Origin of the sequence: Flavobacterium defluvii, from assembly GCF_900129555.1 — a bacterium.
Lineage (GTDB): Bacteria > Bacteroidota > Bacteroidia > Flavobacteriales > Flavobacteriaceae > Flavobacterium > Flavobacterium defluvii.
The window spans coordinates 146,109-167,012 of the sequence record NZ_FQWC01000002.1 but is presented as its reverse complement, the minus strand read 5'-3'; the positions used below and the strand labels follow the sequence as shown (position 1 = coordinate 167,012).

The window sequence follows — 20,904 nt, the reverse complement described above, 5'->3', positions numbered from 1 at the left end:
AAAAACGTGTTAAATAAATAGTAAAAAACTTATTTCCAAGCACTTAAATTACGTATATCATTAAAAATTAGTAACTTTATATATAATTTTTAATCACGTAGTATCATGGAAAATGTCAAAAGCTTAAATAAGTGGGCAAATGCACATACTTATTTACCAGTAGATTTAGTGCGTATTATATTGGGTGTGTTTTTATTTATGAAAGGAATTTCGTTTGTAACAAACGTTCAGTATTTACATGATTTAATTTCTCCTATCGATAGGTTTGGCGGCGGAATGTTTCTTCTGCATTATATAGCGCCGGCTCACATGATTGGAGGCATAATGATTGTTTTTGGGCTACTTACCCGCTGGGCAATTGCAGCTCAATTACCAATACTATTTGGTGCAGTTCTCGTTAATTTTATGGGACATATGCACTCTGAAAGCTTAGCTTTGGCAATAGTAGTTCTTTTACTTTGCATCTTCTTCTTATTTTATGGAGGAGGAAAACATTCTGCCGATTACTACTTTAAAATGCAGCAATAAATTTTGTTTATCCTCAATCATCAAATTGAGGATAAACTTTTTTAAGAAGTAATTAGCACTATAAATTTCTTTTATTGTGTTTTATGAACTAAATTCGCTGCCATGAATTGGATTCGTAAAGCCATACTTTTTATATCACTTTTGATTATAGGATTTTTTGCCGCTCAGGCAAACGAATTTCCTGTGCAAAAAATCGAAAGTCAAAAAACGGACACCAATTTTTCAAGAGAAACTCCAGATTCTTCAGCATTTATTCAGCCGCAGGGCAGTTATCAATTTGCTGCAAACATTAAAACAGATCATCTTGCTGCGCACAAATGGTTTGATTCTCTGCTTGAAGTTATTCCGCAATACAAAGCGGCAAAATTCACTTTTAACTTTACCAATAAATTTTTTACTCAGAGCAAAAAAATCTCATTATTGCTCTACGCCTTCCATTTTTTCTGGTAATTAAATAATGAAATTTTGATTTGAAGAAGAAATTCTTCATAAACCTTTAAACTGTTTCTATCCTGAAACTGTTTATCATTTCATATTTATTTACCAAATTTTAAAAACATGGAAACAAGTGTAACCATAATTGGTATTGTGATTGCGATCATAGTAGCCATTCCAATTTATTTTTCAGCACGATCGAGCGCTGCAAACAAATCAAGAATTTTAAACATCAAAAAGAAATTCAATCCAAATAATCCGGAACAATTTGATTTGACGGAATCTCAAAACAATAAAACGCTTACCATTGACCACAAAAACAGAAAATTCATTTTAATGAATTTTAATCCAAACCAGCAGGAATCTAATTATGTTGATTTAAAAAGTGTTTCATCCTGCAAATTGGTTTTAACAACCGAAGGAAGTTCTGACACTATTGTAAAAATTGATTTTGAATTTCAGGACAGAGAAACTTCGAGAAAAATAATAATTCCATTCTATGATTTTGATGATGACCGCATTAAGCAAATAAGTGCATATCAAGATCATATGTTTGCGAAAAAATGGCTTAAAATCATTCAGGATTCTATATAATTGTTAGTTATTTAATTCAGCAGAAAGAGGCTCTTTATGAGTCTCTTTTTTTTCTACATGATATTTGTCATTTTATAGCCGGTTTTGAAGAATTAATTTTGATGAAAACTAAATCCGTCTTTATGAAAATTTCATTAACCCAGAAATATAATGTTCCAGGTCCCAGATATACAAGTTATCCAACGGTCCCTTATTGGAATGAAGATAGTTTTACTATAGAAGAATGGAAATTATCTTTTGAAAAAACATTTTCAGAAAGCAATTCTCAAAACGGAATAAGTTTATACATTCATTTGCCTTTTTGCGAAAGCATGTGTACTTTCTGCGGATGCAATAAACGAATTACAAAAAATCATTCTGTTGAGGAAAAATATATTCAGGCGCTTTTAAAAGAATGGAGTTTATACTGTAACTTATTGCCCGAAAAACCAATTATTAAAGAGATCCATTTGGGCGGAGGAACGCCAACTTTTTTTTCATCTGATAATTTAGAGAATCTCATTAATGGTATCTTTAGTTTTTCAAATAAAGCAGAAAATCATGAATTTAGTTTTGAAGGACATCCAAATAATACGACTTACGAACAGCTTAAAAAATTATACAATCTAGGCTTCCGCAGGGTAAGTTTTGGTGTTCAGGATTATTCAGAAAAAGTACAAAAAGCCATCAATCGTATTCAGCCTTTTCATAATGTTGCCAAAGTAACTTTTTGGGCAAAAGAAATTGGTTATACATCTATTGGACACGATATTATATTTGGTCTTCCTTTTCAAACAATTGAAGACGTAATTGATACCGTTGAAAAAACAAATTCTTTAAAACCAGATCGGTTAGCTTTTTACAGTTACGCACATGTACCCTGGATAAAAGGAAACGGACAGCGTGGATTCAATGAAGAAAACCTGCCTAAAGATTCTGAAAAAAGAAAACTTTATGAAACCGGAAAACAATTGCTTTCTGCAAATGGTTACCACGAAATTGGAATGGATCATTTTGCTTTGAAATCTGACAGTTTATTTCTATCTGTAGAAAACAAAACACTTCATAGAAATTTTATGGGCTACAGTGCTTCTAAAACACAGCTTATGATTGGCTTAGGTGTTTCTTCTATTAGTGACAGCTGGTATGGCTTTGCCCAAAACACCAAAAATCTGGAAGATTATTATCAATTATTAGAATGGAATCAGCTGCCGGTTGTAAAAGGACATATTTTAACCGGTGAAGATCTAATTATAAGAAAACACATTTTGAACTTAACCTGCGATCTGGAAACTTCGTGGAATAATGATTTTCTATATTTTAAAGAACTTCCTGAAGTTTTAGCTTCTTTAAAAGAAATTGTAAACGATCAATTAATTGTAATTAAAGAAAATAAAATTAAAATTACTGAAGCCGGAAGACCATTTGTTCGTAACATCTGTATGGCTTTTGATTTGCATTTAAAAAGAAAATCACCAGAAACTAATTTGTTTTCGATGACGGTTTAATGACAGTTAGGAGCTCCCTGAACAAACAAACTCATATTTGAAGGAGATAAATAGGGAATTCCTAATCCTAAACCTCTTAGAATAAATAAGATTCCAATAATTACTGCAACATACGGAATAGCTTTTTGAATCTTATTTCGAAATGGCAGTTTTAATAATGAATGAACATACACTACAATTGTCATTAAAGGAATTGTTCCTAATCCGTATAATAACATATACAAAACTCCAAAGCCTGCACTTTGCATTGCAATTGCTCCAAATAAAGCAACATATACCATTCCGCAAGGTAAAAACCCGTTTAATAATCCAATTGTAAAAAGAGATTTATAGCTTTTCTTTTTAAACTGATTTCCTAAGCCTGATTTTATGTTTGCTATAATTTTATAAACAGGTTTCGAGAAATTGTATTTAGAGAATATTTTTTCGGGAATTAGAACAATTAGTATCATCGCAATTCCAATAAAAATAGACATTTTTTGCTGCATTCCGGCCAAGAAAAATCCTCTTCCTAATAATCCGAAAATCAAACCAATTGTTGAGTAAGCGATTAATCTTCCGAAATGATATGTGATAATCTGAGTTACTTTTTTAGCTTCATTTTGATGATCCACAGGAAGCATCATAGCAATAGGCCCACACATTCCAACGCAATGCAGACTGCTTATAAGACCTAATATGAGAGCTGAAAATAACATTTTTATATTTTTAATTTATCAAATTATTCATCGATATTGTATAGTCCCTACGGGACATTTTTATTTTGCCTCCTAATTTTTCTACCAATATGCTGCTCCTAACGGAACATATTATCGTTATTATAATTTATATTTTCATCAACATTCGTTTTCACCGATATGTTGCCCTAATGAAGCATTTTTATTCTAATTGAAAATTTAATTCGTTTCTATCTAAGTTACTGCTAATAAAACATTTACCAGTCATAAACATTAGCTAATATTGTTTTAGCTTATCTCGTAGAGATTAAATAACGGTAGATACAAAAACCTAAACGCTCTAATGTCCCGTAGGGACTATACGTTTTACACAAAAAAGACTAAATCAATTTACGTAGATAACTTCTTTTGTTAGATATTTTTTACCTTCATACTGCCATTCCATGTTTACATCCCAGCGTCCTTTAATTAGTTTTTTATGTGGAATAACTATTGAAGAATTAGTTAATGCGATTTGTGTATTAAAGTCAAATTTTTTATTTGAAGGTCTGTACAACAAAATATTTCCTTTAATCTTATCACTTTCAAAAGTGGCAGGAAAAGTAACTTTTACGCCTTCTTCTTCAAATTTTATTGAAGGCTTATGCTGTAAATCATGAGCATTTTGAATTCGGGCCATTTCTTCCTGAAAATGTGTATCATGTTTGTAATATTCTTCTACAACCAAATCATTGTCGTATTTGCTGTTTGATTGTACTTCAAAAACAAAATATAAAATAAAGGTCATAAACAATGCAAATGCAATGACGATTCCTGTTCCCCAATTAATTTTCATGATGTATATATTTTAATTAAAACTTCGTGGTCCTAAAAAATTTGTTTTGGTAGTTTCGAGAAGTTCATTTCCATTATAAACACCAATTTTTAAATTGGTTTTATCACTTTCTAACAAAACTTCATCTATTTCTATGAATAATGTTCCTTGAGAAATTCCTTCTTTTGTTATTTTAAAATGTTGTTTTCCAACATTCTTAATTTCTCCTTTTTGGTCGATTAGTTTAAAATGGATATCCTTGTAATCTTTCATTGTCTTGTTGACAATTTTATAGGTATAAACATTGCTGATTTTATCACCTTTATGCTGAAAAAGCTGTCCTGGTAAACGTAAAATTACAGCCTGAACATTTGTTCTTAAAAATAACATTCCAACAAAAATGCTCAACAAAATAAGTAAGACTGCAGAGTAACCTTTCATTCTTGCAGTAAACTTAAAAGGCTCTTTTTTGACAATTTCGTCTTCAGAAGCATAACGAATAAGTCCTTTTGGCAATCCTACGCTTTCCATTATATGATCACATTCGTCAATACAGGCTGTACAATTTGTGCATTCTAGCTGAGTTCCGTTTCTGATGTCAATTCCCATTGGACAGACATGAACACATTGAAGACAATCGATACAATCTCCTTTTCCGGTTAAAGCCCTGTCTTCTTTTTTATTAAATTTTGCTCTTCCCTCTTCTTTTTCTCCTCTAACAAAGTCATAAGCAACGTTAATAGATTTGTTGTCCAAAAGAACGCCTTGTAATCTTCCATAAGGACAGGCAATTATGCAAACCTGTTCACGGAACCATACAAAAACAAAGTAGAAAACCCCGGTAAAAATTAAAAGTGCAATAAAATTACTTGCCTGATTTATTGGTCCTTGTTCGATCATCAACAATAATGCATCACTACCAACTAAATAAGCTAAAAAGATATTTGCGATAGCAAAAGATATTATGAAAAAAATCGTCCATTTAATCAATCTTTTTCTAATTTTCTCGGCATTCCATTCCTGTCTTGCTAAACGTGATTGAGAACCGCGGTCTCCATCGATCCAATATTCTATTCTGCGGAAAACCATTTCTAAAAAAATGGTCTGCGGGCAGATCCATCCACAAAATATCCGGCCAAAAACAACAGTAAATAAAATGATAAATACAACGCCTACAAGCATTGAAATTACGAAGAGGTAAAAATCTTGCGGCCAAAAGGGAAATCCGAAGATATTAAAACGGCGTTCAATAATATTGAACATCATAAACTGGTTTCCGTTTACTTTAATAAACGGATTTATAAATAAAATTGCCAATAAGATGTAGCTGACAATTTTTCTGTAATCATAAAATTTACCAGACGGTTTTTTGGGAAAAATAAATTTCCTTTTACCACCTTCATCTATTGTTCCGATGGTATCTCTAAAAGCTTCGTCTGGTAAATTTGACATGATATTCTAATTATTTTTTAACTTCTGTGGTATCTTTTGCATTTGCAGCGGTATCTTTTTTGGGTGCGCTGTCATCAACCCAAATTTCACCTTCTGGCGCTTTTGGATCTTTTGGATTACTTCCTTGCAGGGACAAAATGTAACTCGCAACTTTCTGAATTTCTTTTGGTTTCATACCATTTGTTTTCCACGAAACCATCCCTTTTCCGTCACGTCCTCCATTTGTTATCGTATGGAATACATTTTTAATTCCTCCTCCTAAAATCCAATGATCATCCGTCAGATTTGGTCCAATTTGTCCTCCGGCATCAGCTCTGTGGCAAGCAGCGCAATTGTTTGCAAAAATTTCTTTTCCTTCGGCTAAACTTGGTGCATCGGTCAACAAAACAACTGTTTTTTCATCCATTAAATCCGGTGCGGTTTTTAGGTATTCTTCAACATCAATTTTTGCCTGAGCCATTTCTTTTTTCAGCTCTGTCTCCTGATTATCGCCACCAAATAATTCGTAGCGGGCTACATAGATTACTCCAAAAATGATACAGATATAGAATAAATATACCCACCATGGTGGTAAATTATTATCAAGCTCTTTAATTCCGTCATAATCATGATCCATTAATAAATCAGCTTCTTTAGACATGGGTTCAGTTTTAGTAAGTCTGTGCATTAACTCTTTGAACCATGCACTTTCTTTTATACTTAAACTATTTTCGTATTCTAATTTTGCCTTTTCTTCTGGTGACATTAATTGATACATCACTCTGTTTACAGCACTTAGCGTAACCTCAATAGCAATTAAAATAAATAAGAAAACGAACAAAAAGACAGATACCATTGGATATTTTATAAAAGCAGGTCTGTCGCCCGAGTCTATAAAAAATTCCATCAAAGCAAATACGATGAAGAAAATCAACGGTACTCTAACATATACTGGGAAAAACTTTTTCATTTTATCTATCTTTTGAAATTATACTAAGTCCTTCATCTAAAGGTATATTACTCATTTCCTTAATTTTATCTTTCTTATATGAAAAGACCCAAAAACCTAATCCGACAAAAAAGAAGAAGAAAATCAAGAGGGAAAGTATCGGGTAAATTTCTACACCCGATATCGTTTCCATATTGTGTTTTATTTGTTCAAACATAATGCTGTTATTTAGAAGTTTCTTTTACTTTAATATCAGTACCAAGTCTTTGTATATAAGCAATCAAAGCAACAATTTCTCTTTCATTCATCGGAACAAATTTTTCTCCTTTTGCAACAGCTTTTTTACGGCTTTCCTCATAACTTTTTACATAATCAGGATCATTTTCTAAGCTTTTTTCGATTTTAAGCGCCTGATTCCTTAATGTTTTTTGTGCATTTTCGACATCTTCTTTTGAGTAAGGAACTCCAAGCGAAATCATTGCGTTCATTTTCTTCTGTGTCAATGAAACATCCAAAGGTTTATTATCAAATAACCATTTGTAACCTGGCATAATTGACCCTGCTGATGTACTTTGAGGATTCCACATATGGTTAAAGTGCCAGTTGTCATTGTATTTACCACCTACTCTTAATAAATCTGGTCCGGTACGTTTTGATCCCCATAAGAATGGATGATCATAAACAAATTCTCCAGCCTTTGACTGAACTCCGTAACGTTCAACTTCACTTCTGAAAGGACGAACTGATTGTGAGTGACACCCTACGCATCCTTCTCTGATATATAAATCACGTCCTTCAAGTTCCAATGGTGTATATGGTTTTACGCTTGAAATAGTTGGGATATTTGATTTTACCATGATCGTTGGTACTATCTGAATAATCCCTCCAATTAGAATAGCAATTGTAGCCAGAATAGTTAACTGAATTGGTTTTCTTTCTAACCATGAATGAAATTTTTCTCCGCTTAATCTATTACTGCTAATTTTTTGTAAAGCCGGAGCCTGCGCTAATTCATCTTCAATTGTTTCCCCGGCTCTAACCGTCATAATGATATTATAAACCAATGTCAGCATTCCAATTAAGTACAAACTACCACCAATAGCTCTCATCCAATACATTGGCATAATAGCCGTTACAGTTTCAAGGAAGTTTCCGTAAGTTAAAGTTCCATCCGGATTAAATTGTTTCCACATTGAGGCTTGTTGAAAACCAGCTACATATAACGGAATTGTATAAATAATAATACCTAAAGTACCAATCCAGAAATGGAAATTTGCCAATTTCTTAGAAAACAAATTCGTTTTTGTCATTCGTGGAATTAACCAATAAATGATAGCAAATGACATAAATCCGTTCCAGGCCAAAGCTCCTACGTGTACGTGAGCTACGATCCAATCAGTGTAGTGCGCAATAGCATTTACGTTTTTAAGAGATAACATTGGTCCTTCAAAGGTCGCCATTCCGTAACCTGTAATTGCTACAACAAAGAATTTTAAAACTGGCTCTTCACGAACTTTATCCCAAGCACCTCTTAAAGTTAAAAGTCCGTTGATCATACCTCCCCAAGATGGAGCAATAAGCATTACTGAAAATGCAACACCTAAATTTTGTGCCCAGTTTGGCAATGCTGAATATAATAAATGGTGTGGTCCAGCCCAGATATATATAAATATTAATGACCAAAAGTGAATTATGGATAATCTATATGAATAAATTGGTCGATTTGCGATTTTAGGAACAAAGTAATACATTAACCCTAAGAATGGGGTTGTTAAGAAAAAAGCAACTGCATTGTGGCCATACCACCATTGTACCAATGCATCCTGAACACCTGCATAAACTGAGTAACTTTTTAATCCTGAAACCGGAATTTCAATATTATTAAAAATATGAAGTACAGCAACGGTAACAAACGTAGCCAGATAAAACCAAATAGCTACATACAAGTGTCGTTCTCTTCTACGAAGCATTGTACCTATCATATTGATTCCCATTACTACCCAAATTAACGCTATGGCAATATCAATCGGCCATTCTAGTTCAGCATATTCCTTTGAAGAAGTATACCCTAATGGTAATGTGATTGCAGCAGCGACAATAATTAGCTGCCAGCCCCAAAAATGCAGATTACTTAAAAAATCACTAAACATTCTTGCTTTTAGTAATCTTTGCATTGAATAATACATTCCTGCAAAAAAAGCATTCCCAACAAAGGCAAAAATAACGGCATTTGTATGCAATGGCCTTAAACGACCATAACTAAGCCATGAAATCCCGTCTGTCATATTGGGAAAAAGGTACATAACCGCTAAGGTCAGTCCCACTAACATACCCACAACTCCAAAAAGAATAGTGGCGTAAATGAATTTTTTTACAATTTTGTTGTCATAATAAAACTGTTCCATTTCCATAATTTAAACTTGTTTTTCTTCAATTGGTGAATTATTATTTTGGGAAGTAATTTTTGTCTCGTCGTCAAAGAGAATTCTGACCGAGGGTGTATAATCGTCATCGTACTGGCCTGTTTTGACAGCAGCGATAAAGGCAATAAAGAAGCATACTGCCACGAAAATACTCACTGAAATTAAAAGATAAATAACACTCATACCGTAAATTTATGTTAACAAAATTACTGGGTCGTCGGCGTTTAAAATATGATAATTATCATGGTTGTAGAAGAATGTTAAAATTAAAAAAAATAATCTTACAATTATTAAAAATTATTTTAAATTATTCTTACTTAAGTAGTTAGACATAAAAGTAACAAAACTCACAATCGTAATTGTGCTCATCGGCATGATGATCGCAGCGACTAAAGGGAGCAGATTTCCGGTAACTGCAAATGTGAGTCCTACTACGTTATAAAGTAGTGATAAACCAAAACTCATTTTAATAATCTGTATTGATTTATGAGAAAGTTTTAAGAAGTAATTTAATCTTGAAAACTCGCCTGCATCCAGAATTGCGTCGCACGCCGGAGAAAACACATTTACGTTTTCAGAAACAGAAACTCCAACATTGCTTTGTGCCAAAGCTCCGGCATCATTTAAACCGTCTCCAACCATCATAACGTTTTTTCCTGTTTGCTGCAGTCTTCTTATAAATTCTAATTTCTGTTCTGGTTTTTGATTAAAAACCAATTCTGTCCCTTTTGGCAGTATTGCTTCAAGATTTTCTCTTTCACCATCATTATCTCCAGAAAGAACTTTTATATCATAATCTTTACTCAATGCCGCAAACAATTTTTGCAAACCTTCACGATATTGATTTTGGAAAACAAATTTTCCGTAATAGATATTGTCAATTTTAATATGAAGCGAAGTTTTTTCTATTTCTGATGAATCTAAAACCGGACTTTCTACAAATGATGAAGAACCAATTTTTATTTCTTTTCCTTCGGCGAAAGCCAAAATACCTTTTCCAGTAATTTCTTGAAAATCAAATATTTTAATTCTATTGTAATCGGGTAAAAAATCATACAGCATTCGGCTTAAAGGATGGTTTGATCCTCTTAGAACACTTTTTATTAAGGCAAAATTTTCGTCTGAAAAGTTAATTCCTTCGTATGTAATATTAGATTTTTTATTGGTTGTAATTGTTCCGGTTTTATCAAAAACAACTGTATCAACCTTGGCTAATTGTTCTATAACCAATGCATTTTTTAGGTACATTTTTTGTTTTCCCATTATCCTTAGAATATTTCCAAAAGTAAATGGAGCTGTTAGAGCAAGTGCACAGGGACACGCAACAATTAAAACTGCAGTAAAAACATTAAATGCTGTATTAGCATCAATAAATATCCAATAACCAAATCCAGCAAAAGCAATAAGCAATAAAATTGGGGTAAAGTAACGGCTTATTGCGTCGGTAATTGTTTTGTGTTTTTGGTCTACTTTTTTCTGAAAAATTTCATTACTCCACAATTGTGTGAGATAACTTTGTGAAACAGAATGCAATACTTCCATTTCGATTACTTTTCCAATTTGCTTTCCTCCTGCAAAAACTTTATCTCCTGATTTTTTGGTAATTGGAACAGCTTCTCCGGTAACAAAACTATAATCGATTTCGGCTTGTTCGCTAATCAAAATTCCATCAACTGGAATTAATTCCTGATTCCTGATTAACAAACGATTACCTTTAAGAACATCGTAAATTGGCACGCTTTCTTCTGATAAATCCTGATTGATTCTTGTTACGGCAATTGGGAAATAAGATTTAAAATCTCTTTCAAAACTCAAAAAACTATATGTTTTGGTTTGAAACATTTTTCCTAAGAGCATAAAGAAAACCAAACTGACTAAACTATCAAAAAATCCCGGTCCATGATCCATTAACATATCATAAGTACTGCGAATAAACATTACGATGATTCCTAAAGCAATTGGAATATCTATGTTTAACATTTTGGTTTTAATACTGTGATATGCAGAAACATAATAACCGCTTGCAGAATATAAAAAACTTGGCAAAGCCAAAAGAAAAATCAAAATTCTAAAGAACGGTTTGTAGCTATCTAACCAAAATTCTTTTATTTCGAAATATTCAGGAAATGACAAGAGCATGATGTTTCCGAAACAGAAAAAAGCAACTCCTATTTTGTAAGTAAGGCTTCTGTCTACTTTATTTTTTCCTGTTTCATAATTTTCTAAACTTATATAAGGTTCATAACCAATTGAACTTAATAAATAAACAATTGATTTTAAAGAGACAGCATCGGAATTGAAGGTAATTCGAACTCTTTTTTGCGGAAAATTAACTTGTGATGTGCTGATTCCGGGTTGCAAACGGTTGAGGTTTTCCAGAATCCAAATACATGAACTACAATGAATATGCGGAATATTTAATGATACTATAGAAGTATTTCCTTCTTGAAATTCAAGAATTTTTGCCAGAATTGTTTCATTGTCTAAGAAGTCATATTTTCCCTGAATATCCTGTGGGGTTGCTCCAGGCGATTTTTCAAAATCATAATAGCAGATTAAATCATTAAGACTAAAAATTTCATAAACGGTTTTACAGCCTGTGCAACAAAATTTTTTCTCATCAAAATTGATTTCTTCATTTTTAGGAATGTTTAACCCGCAATGAAAACAACTCTGCTCGCTCATAATTTGTTTTTTTAATTAGCAAAATTCCAAATAAGCGGTGATTTTAAATATGATATTTATCATGTTAAATAAAATCAATTCTAATTTAATGAAATTAAAATTATCAAAGTACAATAATGGCTTTTTTAGTTATTTTTTAGACATAAAGAGTACTTTTTAACCGCAATAATTCACTAATTTTGCCTCAAATTACTCTTGCCATGAATAAATGTGATCAATGTATTGTTCGTCAGCTTTCTTCTTTAAAAGCCCTAAATAAAGATGAAGTTGTAAAATTGGCTAATAGCAAAACTACCTACACCATTAAAAAAGGTGAAGCTATTTTTGAAGAGGGCGAAGTTACTAACGGTGTTTTTTGTGTGAAAGACGGAGTTGGTAAACTTTCTAAATTAAGTGCCAACGGAAAAGATCAAATCGTTAAGCTTGTAAAATCGGGCGAACTCTTAGGACAGCGTTCTATGATTAGCAATGAACCAGCTAACTTATCTGCAAAAGCTATTGCTGATATGGAAGTCTGCTTTATTCCTAAAAGTGAAATCATTCATTTCTTTAATAACAATAATCAGTTTTCTTTGAACTTGATGCAGTCTGTTTGTGAAGATTTAAAAGAATCTGAAAATGATAAAATCGCCTTAGTTCAAAAAACAGTAAAACAGCGTCTTGCCGAAACTTTACTGCATCTGCATGAAGAGTTTGGTGAAAATCCAGACAAAACATTAAAAGTACAGCTTACAAGAGAAGAACTTGCCGGAATAATTGGAACTGCTACTGAAAGCTGTATTCGTTTATTATCTGATTTTAATAAGCTTGAATTAATTGAGTTAGTGGGAAAAAAAATTATGCTTAAAAATGTAAAAGCTTTAAAACGAATGGCTGAATAAACTATTGCTTTTTTGCTTCGTTCCAAAAAACATCCATTTCTGCCAGCGTCATATCCATTAAAGGTTTTCCTAATTCATTGGCTTTGCTTTCTAAATATTGAAAACGCTTAATAAATTTTTTATTAGTGCGTTCTAATGCATCTTCTGGATTTACATTTAAAAATCGGGCATAATTTATCATTGAGAATAAAACATCTCCAAATTCGGCTTCAATTTTATCCTGATCTCCAACTTTAACTTCTGCCTGAAGTTCTTCTAGTTCTTCCTGAACTTTATCCCAAACCTGGTGCGGTTCTTCCCAATCAAAACCAACGCCTTTTACTTTGTCCTGAATTCGACTTGCTTTTACCAGTGCCGGTAAACTTCTCGGAACTCCTTCAAGAACAGATTTTTTACCTTCCTTTAATTTTAGTTTTTCCCAGTTTTGTTTTACCTCTTCTTCATCTTTTACTACTGTATCAGAATATATATGAGGATGACGGTGAATTAGCTTATCACAGATTTCGTTGCAGACATCTGCAATATCAAAATCGTTGGTTTCAGATCCTATTTTTGCATAAAAAACAATGTGCAATAATAAATCTCCAAGTTCTTTTTTTACTTCGTTTAAATCATTATCAAGAATTGCATCACCTAGTTCATAAGTTTCTTCAATGGTTAAGTGTCTCAATGTCTGCAGGGTCTGTTTTTTATCCCACGGACATTGCTCACGCAATTCATCCATTATAATTAATAATCTTTCGAAGGCTTTAAGCTGAAGTTCTTTGCTCATTTTGGAATTATTTTTTGGATTTTGACCAGATAGTGTAAAAGTAAAAAATCCTGTCAAGAAAACATCTTAACAGGATTAATATATTTTGAATGTAGACAATTACTACTCTTCTTTTTTAGCTGAAGCCTTTTTTGCAGCCGGTGCTTTTTTAGCCGCTGGTGCTTTCTTAGGTTTTTCTGCAGCAACTGGCGCTTCTTCCGGAGTTTCAGCAGCTGCTGGAGCTAAATCAGTAACTAAACCTTTAGTTTGAAGTGTGTTATACCAGTTTAATACTTTTTTAATATCTGAAGGATAAACTCTTTCTTCATCATATTCCGGTAAAATTTCTTTAAAATAAGCACTTAAAGTTGCATTATCTTCTTTATGAGAGATTGCCTGACCTTTGTTTTCTTTAGTTGCAATTTTCTGCATAACTTCAGTCAATGGTTTTTCTCCTTCGTGTGTATAAATTGAAATTTCTGATAGTAAACTTACATTACTTTTTAAGTTAACTGTAATTTTTTTTCCGTCTAATAATGATTCTGCCACAAAACCTGTACGAGTCTGCACTTTCAATACATATAAACCTGGTTTCCCAGAAATGGCTAAAATTTTGTCTAAATTCATGTTTATTAAAATTAGTATTAAGAATTTTTTGTCTTTTGTAAATGTTCTTTAAGAACTGTTATCTGCCTTTTTTAGCAGCAGCAAATTTCATTCTGTACTCCTGAAAAGTCTTGCCTTCGGTTATGTTTTTTAATTTCTTTTGAATCAAACGCTTTTTCAAAGAAGATATTTTATCTGTAAATAAAATCCCTTCGATATGGTCGTATTCGTGTTGAATAACTCGTGCAATCAATCCGTCAAAAACTTCGGTTTTCATTATAAAGTCTTCTTCACAATATTCAATGGTAACGATTGGTTTTCTGTACACATCCTCACGAACGTCAGGAATACTCAGGCATCCTTCATTAAAACTCCACTCCTCACCTTCTTCTTTAACGATTTTAGCATTGATAAAAGTTCTTTTAAAACCTTTTAAATCTTTCTGTTCATCTTCAGGCAGATCATCATCATCACTAAAAGGAGTTGTATCAATAACAAATATGCGAATTGGCAAGCCTACCTGCGGTGCAGCCAGACCAACTCCTAAAGCATTATACATGGTTTCATACATGTTTGCTATTGTTTCTTTTAAGTTTGGATAATCTGGCGTAATTGCCGTTCCTACTTTTCTTAAAACAGGATCACCATATCCTACAATTGGTAAAATCATTTGTATTTATTTAATGTTTTATAGAACGAAAACCCTAAATTGGTTTATCATAATTCAGCTGGCAAAAATAATAAAAAATAGTCAACGATTAGTTCTAAAGCCACATTATAACATAATTTTTATATGCTTTTAAAAACTCAGCTATAATTATGCCAAAATATTTCGTACAATTCTTAACTTTGTTAATAAACCCTTTGATATGCTTGATCGAATCTCAAAATTCACAAACAGTACTTCTTTTTTAAATGCATCAAAAGTTACCATTGCTTCGGTTGTACCAGTTTTGATTTTGAATTTTTTAGGTCATTTTGAAATTGGTTTCACTATTGCGCTTGGTGCTTTTTATACATATCCCAGCGATATTGCAAGTTCTTTAAGTCATAAGATAAAAGGGCTAATCGTTGCTTCTTTAATAGTTTCGGGTGTAAATTTACTGGTAAATCTTGCTTATCCTTTCCCATTTTTGTTTTATCCGTTTTTAGGGTTTTTATTATTTTTATGTTCCATGATTTCGGTTTATGGACAGCGCGCTACTTTAGTATCGTTTTCTGCTTTATTATCCATTTCGTTATCATTTGGACATTTGCATACAGGCTGGGAAGCATTTCAATATTCCGGGTTTATTTTCATTGGAGGAATTTTATATCTGATCGTTTCGCTGGTTTTCCATTTTGTGCAGCCCTATAAATATGTAGAATTACAAATTGCGGAAGGAATAAAACTAACCGCAAAATATTTAAAATTAAGAGGCGATTTATGGAGTCCGGAAGCAAATAGGGAAAAAATTATCGAAAAACAATTAGCAATACAAGTTGATCTTAATTTAATTCATGAAGATTTACGCAAAATGCTTATTGGCAATCAAAATACATCGGGAACTACAAGCCAGAACCGAAAAATGCTTTTGGTTTTTATAACTTTAGTTGAGATTCAGGAACTGGCATTATACACTTCTTTTGATCATAGTAAACTTCATGAAAAATTTGCCAAACATCCAGAAGTATTACGTACATATCAAAATGTGGCTTATAAACTTGCTTCTACTCTTAAAAAATTATCAAAAAACGTACATCATATTGCCGTTTATGTAGATAAAAATGATTTAAAAAATGAGTTGGATGCTCTGGAGTTTGCCATTTTTGATTATGAAAAAAGTTTAGGAAAAGAAGAAGCTGCAGAAGGTGTTTTGATGCTTACCAATATGCTGAAATATGCTAAAAATCAGGTTGGAAAAATTAAAACTATTCAACGTGCTTTGTCTCTTGCCATGCAGTCTTATAAGCTGAAGGATAAAGATAAAGAATTAGAGAAATTTTTAACCCCGCAATATTATCCTATTGGAACTTTGATTGAAAATTTAAGTTATTCATCGTCTATATTCAGGCATTCGCTTCGATTAACGATTACAATTTTGATAGGTTTTATTATTGGAAAATTTCTTCCGTTTCAAAACGTTTACTGGATTTTGTTGACAATTGTCGTAATCATGCGTCCTGGCTACGGTTTAACTAAAGAAAGATCTTACAACAGAATTTTCGGAACTATTTTAGGAGGACTTTTAGCATTTGGAATTGTTTCTGTGGTTCAAAATCACGTTGCTTTGAGTATTTTCTCGATTGTCTGTATGCTTTTGGGAATTTCATTTACGCAGATCAATTATAAAGTAAGTGCAACATTTGTTACGATGTATGTAGTTTTTATTTACGGAATTTTAACACCAAATGTAGTCGAGGTTATCCAGTTTAGAATATTAGATTCGCTTGCCGGAGCTACTCTGGCTTTTATTGCCAATCAATTTTTATGGCCGGCGTGGGAATTTATAAATACGCCAATTCACATAGAAAATTCAATTAGGGCAAATAAAAATTACCTTAAAGAAATTGCCGATTTTTATAATAAAAAAGGCGAAGTGCCAACTTCTTACAGGCTGGCCAGGAAAAATGCTTTTGTTGAAATAGGAAATTTAATGACTTCTTTTCAGCGTATGATGCAGGAACCTAAATCGAAGCAAAAAACAATGCCTTTAGTCAATAAATTGGTAGTTTTAAATCATTCACTTTTATCGGCTTTAGCTTCTTTATCGACTTACATTCAATCGCATCAAACAACAGCAGCTTCAGATTCGTTCAATTATATTATAAAAACTATTTTATTAAACTTAGAACATTCTGTTTCTATTTTAAGAAATGAAACGATTATAACTGATACTTTTTTTGATAAAGAAGATGTTACACTACAGTTTGAAGAACTTAAACGTAAAAACTTTTCACGTCTTGCTTCTGATGATGAATTAGATAAAGAAACTCGTCAGGCAAAAATGCAGGAAGCTTCAATGGTTATAGAACAATTGATCTGGATGAGTAATCTTGCTGAGAAAATTTTAAAAATAACGAAAGAATTAAAAGCTGTAAAAATTGATTAAAACTTTTAATTCTTAATTACATAATTAAAGTAGATTTTGTTTTATAAAACTGGTTGTTACAACACTTGCAAATTCTTCATTTAAGCTGGCAAGCGCAGTATCATGAATTAATTCTGCTGAGAAATTTTGTCCGTCAACACCTTTTTTATTAAATGTTGCCGTTGCATCAGAAACTACAAATACTTCATAACCAAAATTTCCTGCCATTCTTGTCGTTGTCGAAACACAATGATCTGTTGTTAAACCTAAAATTACAAGTGTTTTAATTTTTGCCTGATCTAACTGTTCTTTTAAATTTGTTCCAATAAAAGCACTGTTTACGTTTTTCTTTATAACGGTTTCATCTTCATTTGGTTTAACCAAATCCTTAAATTCATTTCCCGAATTATTTTCATTCAACAATGAATTTGGATTGGAAGAACAATGCTGAATATGAAATATCGGAAAACCATTTTCTCTCCACAGTTTTAAAATTTCAGCTGCATTTTCTTCTGCATTCGGATTATTTCTTTCTCCTCCCCAATAATCAATATTATCAAATCCTTTCTGAATATCAATTAAAATTAAAGCCGGTTTGTCTGTTTTTGAAAATATCATATTGTTTTTATTATAATTAAAAAAGGACCTAGTTAATTATAAACTAAGTCCTTTGGTTTTATATTACATTCGAAATTTGAATTATTTAATTTTTAAAACTTCAGCGGTGTGTTTTCTCATTTCTGCTAATAACTCTGGTTTATCGTTTAGAGTTTTACCATAAGACGGAATCATTTTTTTCATTTTAGCTTCCCATTCCGGCGTTTTAATCTGGTTTGTAAAACATCTGCTTATTAAATCAATCATAATCGCTACAGCAGTTGATGCTCCAGGAGAAGCTCCTAATAATACTGCTAAAGTTCCATCGTGAGTGTTGATTACTTCTGTCCCAAATTCAAGAACTCCACCACCATTTTCACCTTTTTTAATAACCTGAACACGCTGTCCGGCTTTTTCTAATTTCCAGTCTTTAGAACGTGCTGTTGGCAGATATTCACGAAGCGCTTTTATTCTGTCTTTTGGAGACTGACGAACCTGCTCAATTAAATATTTCGTTAATGGAATATTGTGAAATCCGGCAGAAAGCATCGGAATTAAGTTATTTGCTTTAATCGATAATGGTAAATCTAAATAAGAACCATTTTTTAAGAAACGTGTTGAAAATCCGGCAAAAGGCCCAAAAAGAAGCGCTTTCTCTCCATCAATCACACGTGTATCAATATGCGGAACAGACATTGGAGGAGCTCCAACGCTCGCTTTTCCGTAAACTTTAGCCTGATGTTTTGCAATAACTTCCGGGTTTGTACATTTCAGCCATTGTCCGCTAACAGGGAAACCACCATAACCATGACCCTCAGGTACGCCTGCTTTTTCTAATAATGGTAATGAACCACCGCCAGCTCCAATAAATACAAATTTTGTATATGCTTTTCTTTTTTGACCTGTCGATAAATCTGTAATCTTAATTCTCCATGATTTATCCTCACGTTGTCTTAATTTTTTAACCTCGTGATTAAAATATAAAGTTACACCGTCAAGTTTTTCAAGATAATTAAACATGCTTCTGGTTAAGGCTCCAAAATTAACATCGGTACCAATTTCCATATGTGTAGCGGCAAGCTTCTCTCCTTCATCTCTGCCTTCCATAACAAGGGGCATCCATTCTTTCAGCTGATTAAAATCAGTACTAAATGTCATATCTGCAAAAATAGGATTGCTTTGCAGAGCTTCAAATCTCTTTTTTAAATATTCGACATTTTTATCTCCCCAAACAAAACTCATGTGAGGAACACTTTTAATAAAATTTTCCGGAGAAGGAACTTTATTTTCCTGTACAAGATATGACCAGAACTGGCGTGAAATTTCAAAAGATTCTGCTATACTGATTGCTTTTTTTGGATCAATACTTCCATCCGCTTTTTCAGGAGTATAATTTAATTCACAAAAGGCAGAGTGTCCGGTTCCTGCATTATTCCAGGCATCTGAGCTTTCTGCTGCTGCCACATCTAATCTTTCATAAATTTCAATTTTTATATCAGGCTGCAGCTCTTTCAAAATTAATCCTAGAGTTGCACTCATAATTCCAGCTCCAATAAGCACTACTTCACTATTGGAACGTATTGTATTGTCAGGCATAACAGTAATTTGTTTTTAAAATGCAAAGGTACTTTTTTCAATCGCAAAAAAAAACTAATTTTTATATGATAAAAGTTAGGAAATTATAATTTTTTCTAAAAAAGAAAAATTAATCCGAAATAAACTTAAAAACGTCTGGATGAAAGATAATCCTGAAGCATAATTGTGGCAGAAATTTCATCAATCAGCCCTTTATTTTGGCGCTGTTTTTTACTAAGTCCGCTGTCAATCACGGTTTGAAAAGCTATTTTTGAAGTAAAACGTTCGTCAACACGAATAACTTTCATTTCAGGAAAAATATTTGAAAAATGAGTTACAAAACCATTAATTACAGATGCACTTTCTGATGGCTGTCCATTCATTTGTTTCGGTTCGCCAATTAAAACGGCTTCTACTTTTTCTTTTGCAAAATAATCTTTTAGAAAGTCAATTAAAGTATGGGTTGGAATTGTGGTTAATCCTGATGCAATAATCTGCATTTCATCAGTAACTGCAATTCCTGTACGTTTTTGTCCGTAATCTATGGAGAGGATTCTTGGCATTTTAATTTTTTATCAAAGATAACAAGGAAATCTGTAAAACTTAAAGAGAATTTGATATTTAAAACCCAAAAGGCCCGCCCTGAATAATTCAAAACGGACCCGAACCTAAATATTTAACAACTAAAAAATTATTCTTATTTATCTATTAAACAATCTGCTAAAAAAACCTCTGTGTTCTTCTTCTCCTTGTTCTTCTTCATAATTAGCAAACTTTGCCTGATTTTTTTCATGTTCATAAATCAGTTCCTTAATATATTCAACATAACTTCTGTTTTTTTCTTCTAAGAAACCTATCAAATATTTTTCACTGAATTCAACTCCACTTGCGGCTTCAATTTGGAGCAGTTTTTTGTACAAAGGTTCGATATGCATAGCAATAACTTCTTGTGGCACAGATTGTCTTCTTCCAAAATAATTTACAATAACACCATTTTCATCTCTTGCAATATCAAAATCTGTAATTACCCAATAGTATCTTCCTGATTTTGCGAGGTTTTTTACTATTGCATGAAAGTTTTTTCCGTTTTTCAGATTTTCCCAAAGTACTTTAAAAATAACTTTTGGCATATCCGGATGACGGATAATATTATGTGGCTGTCCCATTAATTCGTAATCTTCGTAACCACAAACATCAACAAAAACTTCGTTGGCATATTCGATAATACCAAAAGCATTTGTTTTACTCATAATTACCTGAGTTTTATCCCACGTAACTTCTTTATCAATAACTGTAACTGGAGTTCGGAGTTGGTTTTCTTGATTCATGTTTTGTCAATTTAATATGTTTTGGATTGGATTATTTAATTCCGAGTTCTTCAGAATTAATTCGACAAAAGT

General features: G+C 32.4%; 21 protein-coding genes. 6 read left to right on the top strand and 15 right to left on the bottom strand.

The genetic code is table 11. The features are described 5' to 3' along the window. The first annotated feature begins 105 nt into the window (after positions 1-105). From BUC29_RS04860 to hemN, 4 genes are all read left to right on the top strand, one after another. Positions 106-528 carry a DoxX family protein gene (locus BUC29_RS04860; RefSeq protein WP_073413919.1) on the top strand — a complete coding sequence of 141 codons (423 nt, stop codon included), beginning with the start codon at positions 106-108 and terminating at the stop codon, positions 526-528. Positions 529-630: 102 nt separating this feature from the next. Beyond that, on the top strand, positions 631-978 hold the full coding sequence (locus BUC29_RS04855; protein WP_073413918.1) for a hypothetical protein: 348 nt from the start codon (positions 631-633) through the stop codon (positions 976-978). 108 nt (positions 979-1,086) lie between these two features. After that, positions 1,087-1,557 carry a hypothetical protein gene (locus BUC29_RS04850; RefSeq protein ID WP_073413917.1) on the top strand — a complete coding sequence of 157 codons (471 nt, stop codon included), beginning with the start codon at positions 1,087-1,089 and terminating at the stop codon, positions 1,555-1,557. A 122-nt stretch (positions 1,558-1,679) separates the two neighbouring features. Next, the gene (hemN, locus tag BUC29_RS04845) at positions 1,680-3,044 is read left to right on the top strand and encodes an oxygen-independent coproporphyrinogen III oxidase (protein WP_073413916.1); all 1,365 of its coding nucleotides are present in this window, start codon (positions 1,680-1,682) and stop codon (positions 3,042-3,044) included. Here the strand turns inward: hemN and BUC29_RS04840 are convergent. The 8 genes from BUC29_RS04840 to BUC29_RS04805 form a co-directional block, all read right to left on the bottom strand. Further along, a complete protein-coding gene (locus BUC29_RS04840; protein WP_073413915.1) occupies positions 3,041-3,742 on the bottom strand; it encodes a sulfite exporter TauE/SafE family protein in 702 nt (233 codons plus the stop codon). The two genes, hemN and BUC29_RS04840, sit on opposite strands and share 4 nt — an antisense overlap. 364 nt (positions 3,743-4,106) lie before the next feature. Continuing rightward, positions 4,107-4,556 carry a FixH family protein gene (locus tag BUC29_RS04835; RefSeq protein WP_073413914.1) on the bottom strand — a complete coding sequence of 150 codons (450 nt, stop codon included), beginning with the start codon at positions 4,554-4,556 and terminating at the stop codon, positions 4,107-4,109. A 12-nt stretch (positions 4,557-4,568) separates the two neighbouring features. Further along, entirely contained in the window at positions 4,569-5,987 is a 1,419-nt protein-coding gene (ccoG, locus tag BUC29_RS04830; protein WP_073413912.1) for a cytochrome c oxidase accessory protein CcoG, read from the bottom strand. Between the two features lie 10 nt (positions 5,988-5,997). Further along, positions 5,998-6,936: a cbb3-type cytochrome c oxidase N-terminal domain-containing protein gene (locus BUC29_RS04825; RefSeq protein ID WP_073413910.1), complete on the bottom strand. Its 939-nt coding sequence runs from the start codon at positions 6,934-6,936 to the stop codon at positions 5,998-6,000. Position 6,937: 1 nt separating this feature from the next. Beyond that, positions 6,938-7,132, bottom strand: a complete 195-nt coding sequence (locus BUC29_RS04820) for a CcoQ/FixQ family Cbb3-type cytochrome c oxidase assembly chaperone (protein ID WP_073413908.1) — start codon at positions 7,130-7,132, stop codon at positions 6,938-6,940. 7 nt (positions 7,133-7,139) lie between these two features. Next, entirely contained in the window at positions 7,140-9,326 is a 2,187-nt protein-coding gene (gene ccoN, locus BUC29_RS04815) for a cytochrome-c oxidase, cbb3-type subunit I (RefSeq protein WP_073413906.1), read from the bottom strand. Positions 9,327-9,329: 3 nt separating this feature from the next. Further along, positions 9,330-9,521, bottom strand: coding sequence for a cbb3-type cytochrome oxidase assembly protein CcoS (gene ccoS / locus BUC29_RS04810; protein ID WP_073413904.1), 192 nt, complete (start codon positions 9,519-9,521; stop codon positions 9,330-9,332). Between the two features lie 114 nt (positions 9,522-9,635). After that, on the bottom strand, positions 9,636-12,023 hold the full coding sequence (locus tag BUC29_RS04805; RefSeq protein WP_073413902.1) for a heavy metal translocating P-type ATPase: 2,388 nt from the start codon (positions 12,021-12,023) through the stop codon (positions 9,636-9,638). A gap of 200 nt (positions 12,024-12,223) precedes the next feature. Between BUC29_RS04805 and BUC29_RS04800 the strand changes: the two genes are divergently transcribed. Next, positions 12,224-12,904 carry a Crp/Fnr family transcriptional regulator gene (locus BUC29_RS04800; protein ID WP_073413900.1) on the top strand — a complete coding sequence of 227 codons (681 nt, stop codon included), beginning with the start codon at positions 12,224-12,226 and terminating at the stop codon, positions 12,902-12,904. A 1-nt stretch (position 12,905) separates the two neighbouring features. Here the strand turns inward: BUC29_RS04800 and mazG are convergent, their stop codons facing one another. The 3 genes from mazG to def all read right to left on the bottom strand — a co-directional run bounded on the left by mazG (position 12,906) and on the right by def (position 14,931). Next, complete coding sequence (gene mazG, locus BUC29_RS04795) at positions 12,906-13,676, bottom strand: nucleoside triphosphate pyrophosphohydrolase (protein ID WP_073413898.1); 771 nt, start codon at positions 13,674-13,676, stop codon at positions 12,906-12,908. 102 nt (positions 13,677-13,778) lie between these two features. After that, positions 13,779-14,282 (bottom strand): DUF5606 family protein, encoded by a 504-nt coding sequence (locus BUC29_RS04790; RefSeq protein WP_073413895.1) that lies wholly within the window; start codon positions 14,280-14,282, stop codon positions 13,779-13,781. Positions 14,283-14,340: 58 nt separating this feature from the next. Continuing rightward, positions 14,341-14,931, bottom strand: a complete 591-nt coding sequence (gene def, locus BUC29_RS04785; protein ID WP_073413893.1) for a peptide deformylase — start codon at positions 14,929-14,931, stop codon at positions 14,341-14,343. Positions 14,932-15,130: 199 nt separating this feature from the next. Here def and BUC29_RS04780 point away from each other — a divergent pair, with 199 nt between their 5' ends. Further along, complete coding sequence (locus BUC29_RS04780; protein ID WP_073413891.1) at positions 15,131-17,353, top strand: FUSC family protein; 2,223 nt, start codon at positions 15,131-15,133, stop codon at positions 17,351-17,353. Positions 17,354-17,377: 24 nt separating this feature from the next. On the opposite strand, the gene BUC29_RS04775 is transcribed toward BUC29_RS04780, so the two are convergent. The 4 genes from BUC29_RS04775 to BUC29_RS04760 form a co-directional block, all read right to left on the bottom strand. Then, positions 17,378-17,950, bottom strand: coding sequence for a cysteine hydrolase family protein (locus BUC29_RS04775; RefSeq protein ID WP_073413889.1), 573 nt, complete (start codon positions 17,948-17,950; stop codon positions 17,378-17,380). Between the two features lie 81 nt (positions 17,951-18,031). Further along, positions 18,032-19,525: a malate:quinone oxidoreductase gene (locus BUC29_RS04770; RefSeq protein WP_073413887.1), complete on the bottom strand. Its 1,494-nt coding sequence runs from the start codon at positions 19,523-19,525 to the stop codon at positions 18,032-18,034. Between the two features lie 125 nt (positions 19,526-19,650). Further along, a complete protein-coding gene (ruvX, locus tag BUC29_RS04765; protein WP_073413885.1) occupies positions 19,651-20,067 on the bottom strand; it encodes a Holliday junction resolvase RuvX in 417 nt (138 codons plus the stop codon). 138 nt (positions 20,068-20,205) lie between these two features. Next, positions 20,206-20,832 carry a PAS domain-containing protein gene (locus BUC29_RS04760; protein WP_073413883.1) on the bottom strand — a complete coding sequence of 209 codons (627 nt, stop codon included), beginning with the start codon at positions 20,830-20,832 and terminating at the stop codon, positions 20,206-20,208. Positions 20,833-20,904: the final 72 nt, after the last annotated feature.

What these genes read in the sequence shown, in the direction of transcription:
- BUC29_RS04860 (WP_073413919.1), top strand. Translation starts at nt 106, where the DNA reads ATGGAAAATGTCAAAAGCTTAAATAAGTGGGCAAATGCACATACTTAT.
- BUC29_RS04855 (WP_073413918.1), top strand. Translation starts at nt 631, where the DNA reads ATGAATTGGATTCGTAAAGCCATACTTTTTATATCACTTTTGATTATA.
- BUC29_RS04850 (WP_073413917.1), top strand. Translation starts at nt 1,087, where the DNA reads ATGGAAACAAGTGTAACCATAATTGGTATTGTGATTGCGATCATAGTA.
- hemN (WP_073413916.1), top strand. Translation starts at nt 1,680, where the DNA reads ATGAAAATTTCATTAACCCAGAAATATAATGTTCCAGGTCCCAGATAT.
- BUC29_RS04840 (WP_073413915.1), bottom strand. Translation starts at nt 3,742, where the DNA reads ATGTTATTTTCAGCTCTCATATTAGGTCTTATAAGCAGTCTGCATTGC.
- BUC29_RS04835 (WP_073413914.1), bottom strand. Translation starts at nt 4,556, where the DNA reads ATGAAAATTAATTGGGGAACAGGAATCGTCATTGCATTTGCATTGTTT.
- ccoG (WP_073413912.1), bottom strand. Translation starts at nt 5,987, where the DNA reads ATGTCAAATTTACCAGACGAAGCTTTTAGAGATACCATCGGAACAATA.
- BUC29_RS04825 (WP_073413910.1), bottom strand. Translation starts at nt 6,936, where the DNA reads ATGAAAAAGTTTTTCCCAGTATATGTTAGAGTACCGTTGATTTTCTTC.
- BUC29_RS04820 (WP_073413908.1), bottom strand. Translation starts at nt 7,132, where the DNA reads ATGTTTGAACAAATAAAACACAATATGGAAACGATATCGGGTGTAGAA.
- ccoN (WP_073413906.1), bottom strand. Translation starts at nt 9,326, where the DNA reads ATGGAAATGGAACAGTTTTATTATGACAACAAAATTGTAAAAAAATTC.
- ccoS (WP_073413904.1), bottom strand. Translation starts at nt 9,521, where the DNA reads ATGAGTGTTATTTATCTTTTAATTTCAGTGAGTATTTTCGTGGCAGTA.
- BUC29_RS04805 (WP_073413902.1), bottom strand. Translation starts at nt 12,023, where the DNA reads ATGAGCGAGCAGAGTTGTTTTCATTGCGGGTTAAACATTCCTAAAAAT.
- BUC29_RS04800 (WP_073413900.1), top strand. Translation starts at nt 12,224, where the DNA reads ATGAATAAATGTGATCAATGTATTGTTCGTCAGCTTTCTTCTTTAAAA.
- mazG (WP_073413898.1), bottom strand. Translation starts at nt 13,676, where the DNA reads ATGAGCAAAGAACTTCAGCTTAAAGCCTTCGAAAGATTATTAATTATA.
- BUC29_RS04790 (WP_073413895.1), bottom strand. Translation starts at nt 14,282, where the DNA reads ATGAATTTAGACAAAATTTTAGCCATTTCTGGGAAACCAGGTTTATAT.
- def (WP_073413893.1), bottom strand. Translation starts at nt 14,931, where the DNA reads ATGATTTTACCAATTGTAGGATATGGTGATCCTGTTTTAAGAAAAGTA.
- BUC29_RS04780 (WP_073413891.1), top strand. Translation starts at nt 15,131, where the DNA reads ATGCTTGATCGAATCTCAAAATTCACAAACAGTACTTCTTTTTTAAAT.
- BUC29_RS04775 (WP_073413889.1), bottom strand. Translation starts at nt 17,950, where the DNA reads ATGATATTTTCAAAAACAGACAAACCGGCTTTAATTTTAATTGATATT.
- BUC29_RS04770 (WP_073413887.1), bottom strand. Translation starts at nt 19,525, where the DNA reads ATGCCTGACAATACAATACGTTCCAATAGTGAAGTAGTGCTTATTGGA.
- ruvX (WP_073413885.1), bottom strand. Translation starts at nt 20,067, where the DNA reads ATGCCAAGAATCCTCTCCATAGATTACGGACAAAAACGTACAGGAATT.
- BUC29_RS04760 (WP_073413883.1), bottom strand. Translation starts at nt 20,832, where the DNA reads ATGAATCAAGAAAACCAACTCCGAACTCCAGTTACAGTTATTGATAAA.